General features: G+C 67.4%; 12 protein-coding genes. 8 read left to right on the top strand and 4 right to left on the bottom strand.

Annotation, left to right across the window (positions count from 1 at the left end; all coding sequences use genetic code 11):
• The 7 genes from Verru16B_RS16140 (at position 1) to mobA (ending at position 10,462) form a co-directional block, all read left to right on the top strand.
• Positions 1-1,521, top strand: coding sequence for an alginate export family protein (locus tag Verru16B_RS16140; RefSeq protein ID WP_069963251.1), 1,521 nt, complete (start codon positions 1-3; stop codon positions 1,519-1,521).
• Positions 1,522-1,668: 147 nt separating this feature from the next.
• Complete coding sequence (locus tag Verru16B_RS16145) at positions 1,669-3,507, top strand: NirA family protein (RefSeq protein ID WP_069963252.1); 1,839 nt, start codon at positions 1,669-1,671, stop codon at positions 3,505-3,507.
• 37 nt (positions 3,508-3,544) lie between these two features.
• Positions 3,545-5,320, top strand: a complete 1,776-nt coding sequence (locus tag Verru16B_RS16150) for a sulfite reductase subunit alpha (RefSeq protein ID WP_069963253.1) — start codon at positions 3,545-3,547, stop codon at positions 5,318-5,320.
• Positions 5,321-5,368: 48 nt separating this feature from the next.
• The gene (locus Verru16B_RS16155; protein ID WP_069963254.1) at positions 5,369-6,916 is read left to right on the top strand and encodes a DmsC/YnfH family molybdoenzyme membrane anchor subunit; all 1,548 of its coding nucleotides are present in this window, start codon (positions 5,369-5,371) and stop codon (positions 6,914-6,916) included.
• Entirely contained in the window at positions 6,913-9,186 is a 2,274-nt protein-coding gene (locus Verru16B_RS16160) for a molybdopterin oxidoreductase family protein (RefSeq protein ID WP_069963255.1), read from the top strand. Before Verru16B_RS16155 ends, Verru16B_RS16160 begins: the two co-directional genes overlap by 4 nt.
• Positions 9,187-9,277: 91 nt before the next feature.
• Positions 9,278-9,766 (top strand): MOSC domain-containing protein, encoded by a 489-nt coding sequence (locus Verru16B_RS16165; protein WP_069963256.1) that lies wholly within the window; start codon positions 9,278-9,280, stop codon positions 9,764-9,766.
• Positions 9,767-9,838: 72 nt separating this feature from the next.
• Positions 9,839-10,462: a molybdenum cofactor guanylyltransferase gene (gene mobA, locus Verru16B_RS16170; RefSeq protein WP_069963257.1), complete on the top strand. Its 624-nt coding sequence runs from the start codon at positions 9,839-9,841 to the stop codon at positions 10,460-10,462.
• Here mobA and Verru16B_RS19145 read toward each other — a convergent pair.
• Together Verru16B_RS19145 and ald are read right to left on the bottom strand one after the other, a co-directional pair.
• Positions 10,419-12,929: a PAS domain S-box protein gene (locus Verru16B_RS19145; RefSeq protein ID WP_069963258.1), complete on the bottom strand. Its 2,511-nt coding sequence runs from the start codon at positions 12,927-12,929 to the stop codon at positions 10,419-10,421. The two genes, mobA and Verru16B_RS19145, sit on opposite strands and share 44 nt — an antisense overlap.
• A 68-nt stretch (positions 12,930-12,997) precedes the next feature.
• Entirely contained in the window at positions 12,998-14,089 is a 1,092-nt protein-coding gene (gene ald, locus Verru16B_RS16180; RefSeq protein WP_069963259.1) for an alanine dehydrogenase, read from the bottom strand.
• Positions 14,090-14,223: 134 nt separating this feature from the next.
• On the opposite strand from ald, the gene Verru16B_RS16185 reads away from it, so the two are divergent.
• Positions 14,224-14,715, top strand: coding sequence for a dihydrofolate reductase (locus Verru16B_RS16185; protein ID WP_069963260.1), 492 nt, complete (start codon positions 14,224-14,226; stop codon positions 14,713-14,715).
• Positions 14,716-14,769: 54 nt separating this feature from the next.
• Here the strand turns inward: Verru16B_RS16185 and Verru16B_RS16190 are convergent, their stop codons facing one another.
• Both Verru16B_RS16190 and Verru16B_RS16195 read right to left on the bottom strand, forming a co-directional pair.
• Entirely contained in the window at positions 14,770-14,958 is a 189-nt protein-coding gene (locus Verru16B_RS16190) for a YgaP family membrane protein (RefSeq protein WP_069963261.1), read from the bottom strand.
• An 87-nt stretch (positions 14,959-15,045) separates the two neighbouring features.
• The gene (locus tag Verru16B_RS16195) at positions 15,046-15,573 is read right to left on the bottom strand and encodes a gamma carbonic anhydrase family protein (protein ID WP_069963262.1); all 528 of its coding nucleotides are present in this window, start codon (positions 15,571-15,573) and stop codon (positions 15,046-15,048) included.
• Between the last annotated feature and the right edge of the window lie 4 nt (positions 15,574-15,577).

Below are 15,577 nucleotides of genomic sequence, written 5' to 3' on the forward strand. Positions count from 1 at the left end.
ATGAACTCCCTCACTCGAATCGCCGCGCTCCTCGCGCTCACTTGTACCGTCCTCCCGGCGGTCCACGCCCAATACACGCCGCCGCCACCGGCCCGGCCTTTCCCGGGCTTCGCCAATGAACGCCTCCGCGCCGACAATGTCTACGCCAGCGCCTGGGACCTCGGCGTCAACGTCCGCTACCGCTACGAGGCCAAGGCCGGCGCCGGCTTCACCGACGCGGGTTCCAACTGGGATTTCTCCGAGCGCCCGCAGGATGACAACGACAACGCCTACCACCTCACCCGCGTGATGCCGCGCGTCGGCTACACCGCCAAGCTCTGGAACTTCCTCGTCGAGGGCCGATCCAGCTACTCGCTCGCCGACGAGCGCTACGCCCCGGCCGCCGCCGGCCAGGGCCTTGCCGAGCGTGACGGCCCGATCGACCTCCACCAGGCCTTCCTCTTCCTCGGCAACCACAAGGAGTTTCCGGTCTCCCTCAAGCTCGGACGCCAGGAACTCGTCTACGGCGACCAGCGCCTCCTCGGCCACCTGCGCTGGAACAACAACGCCCGCACCTTCGACGCCATCAAGGCCCGTTGGCAAAACAGGTTTTTTGGCGTGGACGCCTTCACCGGCGGCCTCGTCTACAACAACCACCTCAACTTCAACCGGTCCAATTCCAAGGACGTGTTCTCCGGCCTCTACTTCAACTTCCCCACGCTCGCCAAGAACGAGATCGTCGAGGCCTACGTCTTCAACCGTACGGTCGACCGCAGCATCGCCCGCGACAACTGGGCCGGCATCTCCGCCCCCTTCCGCTTCCCCGGCGCGCAGGACCTCTCCACCGCCGGCCTGCGCATCCGCTCCAAGCCGCTCGCCTACAATGCCTGGGATTACGGCGTCGAGCTGATGCACCAGTTCGGCGACCGCACCACCGTCGCGCCCGCCGCCACCGTGGCCGCCGCCCTCGCCGCCCCGCGCCTCGATCAGGACGCCTGGGCCCTCGTGCTGCAGGGCGGCTACACTTGGACCGAACACTCGTGGCAGCCCCGCTTCGGCCTGCTCTACAGCTTCGCCTCGGGCGACAAGAACGCCGCCGACGGCACCAGCCAGACTTTCCAAAATCTCTTCGCCACCACCCATCTGCATTACGGCTACATGGACCTGAACAGCCTGCAGAACCTCCACGATGTGCGCCTCGTGCTCTCGGCCAAGCCCCGCAGCAACATCAGCCTCGCCGCCGAGGTGCACTTCCAGTTCCTCGATGAGACGACCGACTTCTGGTACAACGTCGCCGGCGTGCCCCGCAACTTCACCGGCGCCGCCGTCGGCAGCGGCCGCGGCTACCGCATCAACCCGGCCTACGATAGCACCCTCGGCACCGAGGTCGACCTCGTCGCCGCCTGGACCTTCCGCCCCTACGCCCAGATCGAGGCCTCCGTCGCCCGCTACTTCCGCGGCGACTACATCAAGCAATCCCTCGCCACCGTCGGCTCGAAGGACGCCACCTACTTCTACCTCCAACTGACCCTGAATCTGTAAAGCACGTCCCCTCGACCGCTTCCAACGCCGCCCACCCCCATGGGCGGCGTTTTTCATGTGAATGGAATTAATGACTAGCACGAATTATTTTGCTGCCACTAATACGCCAGCCGCCCGCCGCTGGCACCTGCCTTGCTAAACTCTGGCATGGTTCCCTCCGCCCCGGTTCAGCCGCCCACCGGCCCCTTCTCCTCCGACCAAAAGGAATACCTGCAGGGCTTCATGGCCGGCGTGCTCGCCAGCGGCCAGTACGCCTACGTCGGCGCCACCGCCAGCGGCCAGCTCACCGGCTCGCCCGCCGCCTCCGCCACCGGCAACCTTGCCGCTCCGCCTGCCCTGAGCGAAGTCGAAGGGGGCTTCGGCACCCCGTTCGCCGACCTCTCCAAACCCGAGCGCTGGAAACACGAGCAGAACGGCCTTGATGTCTGGGAAAAACTCGTCGCCCACGCTGCCGCCGACAAGTTCCCCGACGAACCCGACACCTTCCGTTTCAAGTTCCACGGCCTCTTCCACGTCGCGCCCGCCCAGGACAGCTTCATGATGCGCCTGCGCATCCCCGCCGGCGAGATAACCTCCCACCAACTCCGCGGCCTCGCCGGACTCGCCGACGAGATCGGCAACGGCGCCACCGACATCACGACCCGCGCCAACCTCCAGCTCCGCGAGCTGCCGCCGCGCTCGATCGTCCGCGCCCTCACCCGTGTGCAGGAACTCGGCCTGACCTCCCGCGGCTCCGGCGCCGACAACATCCGCAATGTCACCGCCACGCCCACGAGCGGCTTCGACCGCGACGAGCTCATCGACGTCCGCCCCTACGCGCACGGCCTCCACCATTACATCCTCAATCACCGCGACCTCTACGGCCTCCCCCGCAAGTTCAACATCGCCTTCGACTCCGGCGGCGCCGTCTCGTCCGCCGTCGACACCAACGACATCGGCTTCTTCGCCGTCCGGGTAACCGAGAAATCTCTGTCCGACTGTAGGGCGGGGTCGCCGAACCCCGCCTTTCCGGGGATCGAACCCGGCATCTATTTTCGCTGCGAACTCGGCGGCATCACCGGCCACAAGGATTTCGCCCGGGACACCGGCCTCCTCCTCCGGCCCGCCGAGCTCGTCCCCGTCGCCGCCGCCATGGTCCGCGTCTTCCGCGAGCACGGCGACCGCACCGACCGCAAGAAGGCCCGCCTGAAATACCTCCTCGAGAAATGGGGCGGCTTCCCGCGCTTCCTCGAGGAAACGCAGAAGAAACTCGCCTTCCCCCTCCTCTTCGCGCCCCGCACCTGCGCCGAGCCCCGCCGCCCCGTCCTCAAGCACGGCCACCTCGGCGTCTACAAACAGACCCAGCCCGGCCTCAACTACGTCGGCCTCGGCGTCCCCGTCGGCCGCATGAACGCGCAGCAGATGCGCCGCCTGTCCGACCTCGCCGACCACTACGGCCAGGGCGAGCTCCGCCTCACCGTCTGGCAGAGCGTCATCATCCCCCACGTCCCTGACGCCTTCACCGCCACCCTCGTCCGCGCTGTCCACCGCCTGGGCTTCTTCACCGAGGCCCACGCCGCCGCCGGCTGCGTCATCGCCTGCACCGGCAGCAAGGGCTGCAAATACGCCGCCGCCGACACCAAGGGCCACGCCCGCGCCGTCATGGCCCACCTGCGGAAAAACGATCCCGCCCTCGACCAGCCCGTCAATATCCACCTCACCGGCTGCAACCACTCCTGCGCCCAGCACTACTGCGGCGACATCGGCGGCATCGCCACCAAGCTCGCCGACGGACGCGAAGGCTACCACGTCGTCCTCGGCGGCGGCATGGACCACGAGCAGGGCATCGCCCGCGAGATCTTCCGCGGCATCGCCGCCGACGAGCTCCCCGCCCTGACCGAGAAGGTCCTCGTCACCTACCGCACCCGCTGCACCCCCGGCGAATCCTTCGTTCAATGGACCCGCCGCCATAGCGTGAAGGAACTCCAGGAGATGCTCAGCTCCTGATCGTTCTTCTTCTCCTAATCATAATCGTTCTCCCGCAGTGAATCCCGCCCCCCTCATTCCCGACACCGCCCCCTTCACGCCCGAGCAGCGCGCCTGGCTCAACGGCTTCCTCGCCGGTGTCTTCTCCCGCTCCGCCGTTGCCTCCCCTGTGGGAGCGAGCTCGCTCGCGACTCCGGCGCTCGCGCCGCTGACGATCCTCTTCGGCACCCAGACCGGCACCGCCGAGACCCTCGCCAAAAAAGCCGCCAAGGAAGCCGGCAAGCGCGGCTTCGCCCCCATCATCTTCGACCTGGCCCAGACCGACCTCGCCAAACTCGCCCAGGAGAAAAACGTCCTGATCATCACCAGCACCTACGGCGACGGCGAGCCCCCCGACACCGTCAAGGCCCTGCACACCGCCCTAAAATCTGAAATCTCCAATCTGAAATCTCCCATGTGCACGGCGCTCAGCGCCGTGCGCTATTCGGTCTGCGCCCTCGGCGATACCAACTACGCCCAGTTCTGCCAATGCGGCAAGGACCTCGACACCTGGCTCGGGCAACTCGGCGCCACCCGCACCACCCCGCGCACCGACTGCGACCTCGACTACGACGCCCCCTTCACCGCCTGGCTCGACCAGGCGCTCGCGGCTTTGGGTTCCGCCCCTGTGGGAGCGAGCTCGCTCGCGACTGGGTCTCCCGAGGTCACGACCAAGGTCGCTCCCACCCATGAGGAAATCACCTACACCAAACAAAACCCCTTCCCCGCCTCCGTCCTCACCGTCCGCCACCTCAACGGCCCCGGTTCAGGCAAGGAGGTCAACCACGTCGAGTTCTCCCTCGCCGGCTCCGGGTTAACCTACGAGGCCGGCGACGCCCTCGGAGTGCTGCCGCAAAACTGCCCCCAACTCGTCGCGGACATCCTGTCCCTCCTCGGCTGCGACGGCGAGGAAGCCGTCCCGACGCCCGGCGGAGAACTTCCGCTCCGCCGCGCCCTCACCGAGTGTTACGACCTCGGCAAGCCCACGCCCGAGCTCCTTGCGCTGCTGGCCGGCGTGCCCGTCACTGGAGCCGGGGCGCCCCCGCCCCGGGAGACATCAGCGCCCCACCACGTCATCGACGTACTCCTCGCCGCGCCCGCGAAACCCGTTCCCGCCGACTTCATTGCCAAGCTGAAGAAACTCCAGCCGCGCCTCTACTCGATCTCCTCCTCCCCCCGGGCGCACCCCGGCCAGGTCCACCTTACCGTCGGGGCCGTGCGCTACGACCGGGACGGCCGGCCGCGCAAGGGTGTGTGCTCCACCTTCCTCGCCGAGCGCGGGCTTGCCGCCGGCAAGGTCGGCGTGTTCGTCCACGCCAACAAGTCCTTCCGCCCGCCCGCGGCGCCGGACCTGCCGATGATCATGGTCGGCCCCGGCACCGGCATCGCCCCTTTCCGGGCCTTCCTCGAGGAACGCCGCGCTACCGGCGCCAAGGGCCGGAACTGGCTCTTCTTCGGCGACCAGAAGGCCTCCGCCGATTTCCTCTACCGCGAGGAACTGCTCGGCCTGCAGGAATCCGGCGTGCTCACCCGCCTCGACCTCGCCTTCTCCCGCGACCAGGCCGAAAAAATCTACGTCCAGCACCGCATGCTCGAAAATGCTGCCGAACTCTACGCCTGGCTCGAGGCCGGCGCGCACTTCTACGTGTGCGGCGACGCCTCCCGCATGGCCAAGGACGTCGACCTCGCGCTCCACCAGGTCATTGAAAAAGCCGCCGGAAAATCCCCCGACCAAGCTGCCGCCTATGTGCAGGCCCTTAAGTCCGCGAAGCGCTACCAACGCGATGTTTACTGAGCTCTCATCCCATAGGCCCTATAAGTCGTATAGGGCCTATTCCGAATAATGGTCGCCCGACGGAAACAACCTCCGCTGCTCAATTTGGTCGAGGAGTTGCTCGCCGAGCAAAGCCGCCTGCAAACCCCGGTGGCCCGCGCGAGCATCGCCCACGACCAGCTCTCAAGTCTCAGGTCTCAAATCTCAAATTACCAGAGCCTCATCCCGCTCTCTACCCCCGGTCCCGGCGAACAATACGCCTTCGAGGTGGATCTCGATGCCTGCTCCGGCTGCAAGGCCTGCGTCGTCGCCTGCCATTCCCTCAACGGTCTCGATGACGGCGAGGCCTGGCGCGATGTCGGCCTCGTGGCCGGCGGCTCTGGCGCCGCGCCCTACCAGCAGACCATCACCACCGCCTGCCACCACTGCGCCGATCCCGCCTGCCTCAACGGCTGTCCGGTGCTGGCCTACGAGAAGGCCCCCCTCACCGGCATCGTCCGTCACCTCGATGACCAGTGCATCGGCTGCCAGTATTGCATTCTGAAATGTCCCTACGATGTGCCGAAATACAACGAGCGCCTCGGCATCGTGCGGAAATGCGACCTGTGCCACCAGCGCCTCGCCGTCGGCGAGGCCCCCGCCTGCGCCCAAGCCTGCCCCACCCACGCCATCAAGATCGTGACGGTCACCGTTTCCCCCATCGCAAATCTTAAATCTGAGATTTCAAATCCTGATTTCCTCCCCTCCGCCCCCGACCCGTCCTACACCCAACCCACGACGCGTTACGTCACGCAGCGTCCCGTGCCCGCCAACACCCGGGCCGCCGACGCCACCCTGCTGCGCCCGCAACCAGCCCACTGGCCGCTGGTCATCCTGCTCACGCTGCTGCCCTTCGCCATTTGCCTGCAGACTGTCTTGCTCACCCCGCTCGCCGCCGGGGCACCGGCCCTGCTGCGCTGGCTGCCTCTTGCGCTCGGCGCCACCGGCCTCGGCGCCGCCACGCTTCACCTCGGCCAGCCGCTGCGGGCGTGGCGCGTCTTTCTCGGCCTGCGCCGCTCCTGGTTCAGCCGTGAGGCCGTCCTCTTCGGCGCCTGGTTCGGCCTCACCGGGGCGGCGGCCCTGTTGCCTTTCGTACTCCCCCGGCCCGGGCTGACGGATTCCCTCGCCCTCGCGGCCGCAGTCACCGGGCTCCTCGGCCTGGGTTGTTCGGTCATGATCTATGTGGACACCCGTCGGCAATTCTGGCGCCTGAGCCACACGGCCCCCCGCCTGCTCGGCACTGGTCTGGTCCTGGCCCTGGCCACGGTGGCACCGGTGACCGCCGCGCTCGTCCTATTCGCCAAATTAGTCATCGAGTCCCTCAGTCTGCCCGGCGCCAGCACCTCCGCCCGCCTGCTCCGCGGCCCGCTGCGCCGCGCCACGATCCTGCGCTACACCCTCGGCCTGCTCGCCTTCCTCGCCCTGCTCGCCCGATCCACCCCCGAACACGTCACTTATTACGTGACAGTGGCTGGGCTTCTCGCCGGCGAGGGGGTCGAGCGCTCCCTGTTCTTCCGCGCCGTCGACGCCCCCAAGATGCCCGGCCAGCCCGACCCCCGCCGGCCCGGTCACCCATGAACACCCTCGACGATCTCCTGCACGCCCGTACCGGGCCAATGACGAGCGAGCTCGTGCAACGCCCCGGCGACTTCGGCCTCGGCCAGCTCCCCGCTCGACTCGCGCCCGCCGGTACGGCCAAATCCATCTGCGGCTACTGCAGCACCGGGTGCTCGCTGCAGATCCACCTAAACGCCGCGGGCGAAGCCATCAACCTCACCCCGGACCCGGACCACCCGGTCAACCTGGGCATGGCCTGCCCGAAAGGCTGGGAGTCCCTCGCCCCGCTCGCGGCCCCCGACCGCTGCACCACCCCGTTGCTCCGCGACGCCACCGGCGTCCTCCAACCCGTCACCTGGCCCGAGGCCCTCGCCGTTTTCACCGACCGCCTGAAGGCCATCCAAGCCCAACACGGTCCGGGCTCGGTCGCCGTCCTCAGCACCGGCCAGATCATGACCGAGGAAATGGCCCTGCTCGGCGCGCTGACGAAGTTCGGCATGGGCATCGCCGACCTCGACAGCAATACGCGTCAGTGCATGGCCACCTCGCACGTGGCCTACAAGCAGTCCTATGGTTTCGACGCCCCGCCCTTCACCTACGCTGACTTCGAAGAAAGCGATGTCCTGGTCTTTGTCGGCGCCAACCCCTGCATCGCCCACCCGATCATGTGGCAACGCGTGATGCGAAACCGGCGCCAGCCCACCCTCATCGTCGTCGACCCGCGCCGCACGGAAACCGCCATGGCCGCGACCCTGCACCTGCCCGCCTACCCCAAGAGCGACCTCACCCTGCTCTACGGCCTCGCCCGCGAGGTCATCCGCCGGGGCGCCGTGGACGCGGCCTTCGTCGCCGCGCACACCACGGGCTTCGCCGCCTTCGCCACCTTCGTCGAAGCCTTCACCCCGGCCCGCGTCAGCGCCGAAACCGGCCTGTCGACCGCGGATTTAGACCGGGCCGCGGCCGCGATCTGCCGCCCGGGCGCCCGCGTTTCCTACTGGTGGACGATGGGCGTGAACCAAAGCCACCAGGCCACCCGCACCGCCCAGGCCCTCATCAACCTCTCGCTCATGGCCGGACAGATCGGGAAACCCGGCACCGGCGCCAACTCGATCACCGGCCAGTGCAATGCCATGGGCTCGCGTCTCTTTGGCAACGCGACCTCGCTCGTCGGCGGTTACGACTTCGCCAATGCGGCCCATCGCACCCATGTCGCCGGCATCCTCGGGATCGACGCGGCCCTGATCCCCGCGCAACCCAGTCGCGCCTATGACCGCATCCTCGACGCCGTCGAGACCGGCGAGATTCGCGCCCTCTGGATCATCGCCACCAACACCGCGCATTCCTGGATCAACTCAGGCAAATTCGCCCGCCTGCGTGACCAGCTCGATTTCCTCGTGGTGCAAGACATGTACGCCACGACCGAGACCGCCCAGCAGGCCGACCTCGTGCTGCCCGCCGCCGGCTGGGGCGAGAAGCAGGGCGTGTTCATCAACAGCGAGCGCCGCCTCGGCTACGCCCGGAAGGTCGCCCGGGCTCCCGGCCTGGCCCTCAGCGATTTCTCGATCTTCAAGCTCGTGGCCGAGGCTTGGGGCTGCGGCCCGCTGTTCACCCGCTGGTCGTCGCCCGCCGCCGCGCTGCAAATCCTGAAGGACCTCTCCCGCGGCCAGCCCTGCGACTTCACCGGCATCCGCGACCACGACCACATCGAGGAACAAGGAGGCATCCAGTGGCCCTATCCGGATTCTACTTTTTGTAGGGCGGGATCGCCGAATCCCGCCGCGCCCGAGGCGGGGTTCGGCGACCCCGCCGTACCCCCACCCGACCGCGAGCGCCGCCTTTTTGCCGACGGCCAATTCCCCACCCCTGATGGACGCGCCCGGTTCCTCTTCGACGAGCCCGCGCCGCTGCCGGAGCCGGTCGACGCCGCCTACCCGTTCCTCCTGAACACCGGCCGCGGCTCCTCCGCCCAATGGCACACCGGTTCGCGCACGGACAAGAGCGCCGTCCTCCGCCAACTCGCCCCCACCGTGCCGTGGATCGAGATCCATCCCACCGACGCCACCGCCCTCGGCCTCAGCACCGGCCAGACGGTCGCCATCCGCTCCCGTCGCGGTGAGACCACCGCGCTGGCGGTCGTCACTCCCATCGTGCAACCGCGCCAGGTCTTCATGCCAATGCATTTCCCGGAAGTGAACCGCCTCACCTTCCCCGCGTACGATCCCCACTCCCGCCAACCAGCCTACAAAGCCTGCGCGGTATCATTGGCTTCGGTGAATGATAGTTCAGCCTGAAAATCCATGATACTTCCGCTTCGTGCCGTGCCTCAGCGCCGGATTTGTGTCCACTCGTGTACATTCTTGGTTACATCCCCTTAGGACCGCCATGCCCCTGACCCTAACCACCGTGCTGAGCCTGAACCGGATTTTCATTTCCGAGGGACACAGTTTTTTCGGCCGGCATGGCCTGGGTTCACTCAACCATCCCGTCCGGGAGGTGCCACAGATCGAGTGTATCGCCGGCCGCGGCCTTAAGGGCGACCGTTTCTTCGACCACCAACCCGACTACAAGGGTCAGGTCACCCTTTTCTCCACCGAGGTGTTCGCTGAACTTCGCGCCGCCGTGAATCTGCCTGAGGCCAGTCCCGCCGCCCTTCGGCGCAACCTGCTGGTGACCGGCGCCGACCTGAACGAACTCATCGGGGCGGAATTCGAACTGCAGGGCGTGCGGCTCCTCGGCACCGAGGAATGCCGTCCCTGCTATTGGATGGACGAGGCCCTCGGCCCCGGCGCCGAGGCCTGGCTGAGAGGCCGCGGCGGCCTGCGGTGCCGGATCCTGTCCGACGGCTGGCTGCGGGCCCAGCCCGCCCGGTAGGAGCCGGCTTGCAGGCTACCCGGCTGCCGGCTAATCCTCACCGCGCCTGCCCGCAGGCTGCATCCATCCGGCATGATCCCCGCCAATCAACTCACCGGCGCCGTGCTCGCGGGCGGACATTCCCGCCGCATGGGCCGCGACAAGGCCACGCTCGCCCACGAGGGCCGGCCGCTGTGGGAGCGCCAGGCCGCCGTGCTGCGCGACGCCGGGTGCGCGTTCGTCGGGGTCGTCCGTCAGCCGGGCCAGGCGCCGCTCGGTCTGCCCGAACCGGTGTTGCTCTGGCACGATGCGGTCGCCGACGCCGGCCCGCTCGCCGGCTTGCACGCCGCGCTGAGTTCCTCCCGCACGCTCCTCGTCGCCGTGCTCGCGGTCGACATGCCGCGCATCGATGCCTGGTGGTACCACTGGCTGGGCAGCTACTGCGGCAGCAACATCGGGGCCGTGGCCTGCCGGCCCGACGGCAGCTATGAACCGCTCGCGGCGATTTACCCCCGCACCGCGCTCGTCGAGGCCACCGCGCGCTTGGCCGGCCCCGACCGCTCCCTGCAGGCCCTGGCCGGGGCCCTGATGACCCGTCATCTCCTGCGCAGTGTGCCGCTGCCCGAGGGCGAACTCTGGCGCGTGGCCAACTGGAACACGCCCGCCGACCGCGTCAGCGGGCCGGATCCACACCCGGAGTCGTCTCCGTTGGCGTGAGCTGCCGCTTCACCGCCGCCATCAGGTCGCTCATTTCATAGGGCTTGCTCAGCACCTCGCTGAATCCGAGCCGCGCCAATTCTGCCAGGCGATAGCGCTGATCCAAACCGGACACCCCGATGATCCGCACGCCTGGTGACAAGGCGAGCAAGCGTGGCACCAAGGTCGGTCCGTCCATCTCGGGCATCGAAAAATCGGTGATGACCAACGCCACCTCCGCCCGGTGCTGCTTCAGCATTTCGAGTGCTTGCGCCCCGCCCGTCGCCGTGAGCACGGGATGGCCCATGCGCTCCAGCAATCGCCCCGTCACCAATCGCACCGCGGGATCATCGTCCACGATCAGCACGTGCGCTCCGGTCGGGGTCACCGCCTGGATGCTCGGGGTAGCCGCCGGGCTCGAGCCCGGCAGACCCGACCAGACCGGCAGGAACACGCGGAACGTCGTCCCCTGCCCCGGTTGGCTGGCGACGCGGACGAAGCCGTGATGGTCTTTCACGATGCCGTGCACGGTCGCGAGCCCCAGACCGGTGCCCTTGCCCAGGGGCTTGGTTGTGAAGAAGGGATCGAAGATCCGTTCCATGATTTCCGGCGGAATGCCATGGCCGGTGTCGGCGACGCTCAGCACCACGTGCGGCCCGTCTTTGGCTCCGGCGACCCCGCTCACGTCCGCCCGCTCCAAGCCCAGGGTGATCGTCCCGCCCGCGCTGATGGCGTCGCGCGCATTCACACAGAGATTCATGAGCACCTGGTGCAGCTGGTTGGGTTCCGCCTCGATCAGCCCGGCGGTTTCACCCGCCTGTTCCACGATGGAGATTCCCTTGGGCAACGTCGCGCGCATGAGCTGCGCCATGTCCCGCAACAACTGCCGCGGGTCCAGGGGCACGCGTTCCTGGGCCAGGTTCCGGCTGAAGGCCAGCAGCTGGCGCACGATCGCCGCGCCCCGGCGCCCGCCATCGTCGAGCAGGCCCATCAGTTCACGGTCGCGGGCGTCGGCGAGCTTGTCGCGGAGGATGCCGCTCGCCATCAGCATCGGGGTGAGGATGTTGTTCAGATCATGGGCCACGCCGCTGGCGAGCGTCCCCACGGCCTCGAGCCGCTGGCTGTGCAGCAGCTGCGCCTCCAGCTCCTTGCGCTCAGTGATGTCGGTATGCGTGCCCATGACCCGCACCGGCTGGCCGGCGGGATCGCGTTCCACCACCTTCGCGACCGACCGGAACCATTTCCACCCGCCAGCCTTCGTTTTCTGCCGGTATTCTATGGATTCGATTTTCCCCGTCTGCATTCCACCCCGGTATCCTTGCAGCGCGGCATCGCGGTCGGCGGGGTGGAGCCGCTCGATCCATGCCGCCAGGCTGGACTGAAATTCCGCTGGTTCGTAGCCGAGCATCCGGACATATTCCGTGCTGGATATCGTCTCACCGGTCGGCACGTTCACCTCGAACCAACCCTGGTGGCTGGCTTCCATCGCCAGCCGCAGGCGCTCCTCGTTCAAGCGCAGCGCCTCCTGCGCGTCCTTGCGGCCGGAGATATCCCGGATCGCCGCCACCACCCGATCGCCCTCCCCGCCCTGCCAGGCCCGCAGCGCCACCTCCGACCAGAAGAGTTCCCCGGAAGCCCGCTTGCTCCGCCATTCGATCAGCTGCGGCTCGCCACGCAACGCCCGCTGCAGCTTCGCGTGCGCCTCCTGCGCCGAGTACGGGCTCTGGCCCAGGCTGACATCCTCCACCGCCCGCCCGATCAGCCCGGCCCGGTCCGTCCCGAACAGGGCGCAGGCCTGTTCGTTCACATCCAGGATGCGACCATCAGCCCCGTGCACCATGAGCCCGTCACTCGTGGAGTTGAAGATCTCCCGGTAGTTGGCCTCGCTCGCCACCAGGCGCGCGGCGGTCTCGCGCACGCGACGCTGTTCGCGGTTGTAACTGGCCAGGATGAACCACGAGACCGAGCCCAGCGCCAGGAAGCTGCACAGGATGCCGGTCTCCAGATCCACCAGCCGGTCCAGCCGGTTTTGGAACGGCGTGACCCAGTGCGGGAACCGCTGCTCGAGGACGAACAGCAGACCGACGTTCACCCAGACACCCACGGCCAGCACCCAGCGGGTCCAACCGGTGAACAGCGTGATGACAAAAAGCATCACCGGGTAAAAATAATGCGTGACGCTGCCATCGGAGCCGGCGTTTAAAAACCAGATGACATCGAGCAGGACCACCAGCACGAACAGAAAGAGGGCGAAGTGGTGCCGGCCGCGCCGCGAACGCCAATAGCAGATGGCTCCGGCCAAACCGAGCACCACATTGCCCAGATGCACGCCCCACGGCAGGTTCTGCAGTGCATTCAGCGGCGCGACTACCAGCAGGCAGAGCACGGCAGTCAGGCCGCAGGTCAGCTGAAAAATACGTATCCGCAGTAGCGTCGCGCCGTCGCTGGCGGGATTTTCCGCGAGGCCCGTGGTCGGCGGCGCAGTCATGCACTAAATAAAATAGCCGCCCCGGTGGTCGGGGCAAGCCCCCAGAGTCCGGCCGGTGACGGCCGGGTTTACGCTTCGAAGCCCAGCGCCAGTGCCACCGCGTCGTAGGTGATGCGGCCGCCGCGCGTGTTCACGCCCCGGCCCAGGCCCGGATGCTCGACGAGCGCGCGTTCCACCCCTTTCTGCACCATCAACGCGATGAACGGCTCGGTCGCCTGCGTCAGCCCCATGGTCGAGGTCCGCCCGACGAGCGCGGGCATGTTGGGCACGGCATAATGAATCACCCCGTGCTCCTCGTAGGTCGGCTCCTCGTGCGAGGTCGGGCGGATCGTCTCCACGCAACCACCCTGGTCGATCGCGATGTCCACGATCACGCTGCCCGGGCGCATCTGCCGCACCACCTTCCGGCTCACCACGATCGGTGCCCGCGCGGCGGGAATCAGCACCGCACCGATCAGGAGGTCGGCATCCGCCACTTCCGAGGCGATGTTGGCGGGATTGGACATGAGCGTCACGACGCGGCCGCGATATTCCTGGTCAAGGGCCTCCAGCTTGCGCGTGTCGAGGTCGAGCACGGTGACCCGCGCCCCCATGCCGACCGCCATTTGCACCGCATGCGCACCGGAGTTGCCCGCCCCGATCACCACCACGTGACCAGGCATCGAGCCCGGGATGCCGCCGAGCAGCACCCCCGAGCCCCCAAGTTGCGACTGCAACCGGTAGGCACCGATCTGGATCGAGAGCCGGCCCGCCACCTGTGACATGGGCTTGAGCAGCGGGAAAGATCCATCCGCGCCCTCGACCGTCTCATACGCAATGCCCAGGATGTTTTTCCGGCACAGCTCCTTCGCCAGCTCCGGGCACGCCGCGAGATGAAGGTAGGTGAACAGCGTCTGTCCCTCCTGCATCAGCGCAAACTCGCCAGCCTGCGGCTCCTTCACCTTGAGGATGAAGTCCGACTCCTTCCACACGCGCGCGGCCGAGGCCACGACGGTGGCGCCGGCGGCCTTGTATTCGTCATCCGTGAAGCCGGCGCTGCGGCCCGCCCCTTTTTCGAACAGTACGTCGCCCCCGAGCGCGATCACGCGGCGGCAGAGATTGGGCGTCAGGGAGACGCGGGTTTCACCGATTTTGATTTCTTTGGGTACGCCGATAGTCATTTGCGCGTTATGACACGGGCAAAGTCGGCGGCTGGCAATGCCGGAAGCGCCGGCCGGCGACCACTCCAGCCTAGTTCGAAAACGAGGTTTGCCTGCCACGCCTCACCTTGGAATGTCTTCCTCCGTCCCCCGTCATGCCCCATCCCATCGAACTGATCGTCGCCTGTGCCGAAAACCGCATCATCGGCCGCGCCGGCCGCCTCCCGTTCGACATCCCGGAGGACAAGCAGTGGTTCCACGACCAGACGGCCAACCATACCGTGGTCCTGGGCCGCATCTGCTACGAGACCTGGCCCCACGTGCGGGCCGACGGCCGCCAGCCGGTCGTGATCACCTCCGACCGGTCCCTGGCCCGTCCCGGGGTCCTGGTCGCGGCGAACGTGCCGGAAGCCCTGGCCCTCGCCCAAAAACTGCCCGGACGCCTGCTGGTGTGCGGCGGCCAGCGGATCTATGAGGAAACCCTGCCGCTCGCCGACCGCCTGATCCTCACCCAGGTCCATGCCCCGGTGGAAGGAGACACGTGGTTTCCCGAATGGCGGCACCTGTCCTGGCGGGAAACCTGGAAACGCGAGGGCGCGGACCGGAATTTCCGCTACACCTTCTCCGTTCTGGAACGGGTGCGTTAGCCCACCCGGGGCCGCGTCACGCCCGCGGCGCTCCGGCCCGGTCCTCGGCCGGCCTCAATGGTCGCAAGCCGTGGTGTCGATATGCAGGATCGCATAGAGCGGACAATACCCGCATACGGCGGTCAGGATTGGCGGCAGGGCGATCAGTCCCCACAGGTTTTCCGCCGAGACTCCCCAGAGGGCGATGATGCAGCCCCCGACAAAACGCAGCCCGATATCATATGATCCGATGTTGGTTTTCATGGCAGCTCCTTTGATGCCACCAGTGTACCCCACCGGTCTCAGGCCGGCTCCGCATATCTTGGCCAAAGTCCGTGCGAATCGGACCGGCTAGCCCAGCCGCGCCGCATGTGCCTTGGCCACTTCGACGTATTTCTCCGCCCAAGCCCGCAGGCCCTGCAGCTCCGTCTCCTTCAGCGGCCGGACCACCTTGGCGGGTGAGCCCAGGATCATGGAGCCCGCGGGGGCGACGAAACGCTGCGTCACGAGGGCATTCGCCCCGACGATGCAATGGTCCCCGATGACCGCCCCGTCGAGGATCGTGGCCCCCATGCCAATCAGGCATTCGTCGCCAATCGTGCAGGCATGGATGATGGCGCTGTGTCCGATGGTGGTGTAGTTGCCCACTTTAACCCCATAGTCATCCGCCAGGTGGACCATCGCCAGGTCCTGGATGTTCGAGCCCTCGCCGATCTCAATCGTGTTGATATCGCCGCGCAGCACACAGCCGTACCACACACTGCTGAGCGCGCCGAGCTTCACGTCGCCATGCACGGTGGCGTTGGGTGCCACGAAAGCCGCCGCGCTGATGTTGGGGGTTTTGCCCAGGTGCCGGGCGAGTCTTTCCTTGATGTCCATGCCC

Origin of the sequence: Lacunisphaera limnophila (assembly GCF_001746835.1) — a bacterium.
In the GTDB taxonomy this organism is placed as follows: Bacteria; Verrucomicrobiota; Verrucomicrobiia; order Opitutales; family Opitutaceae; genus Lacunisphaera; species Lacunisphaera limnophila.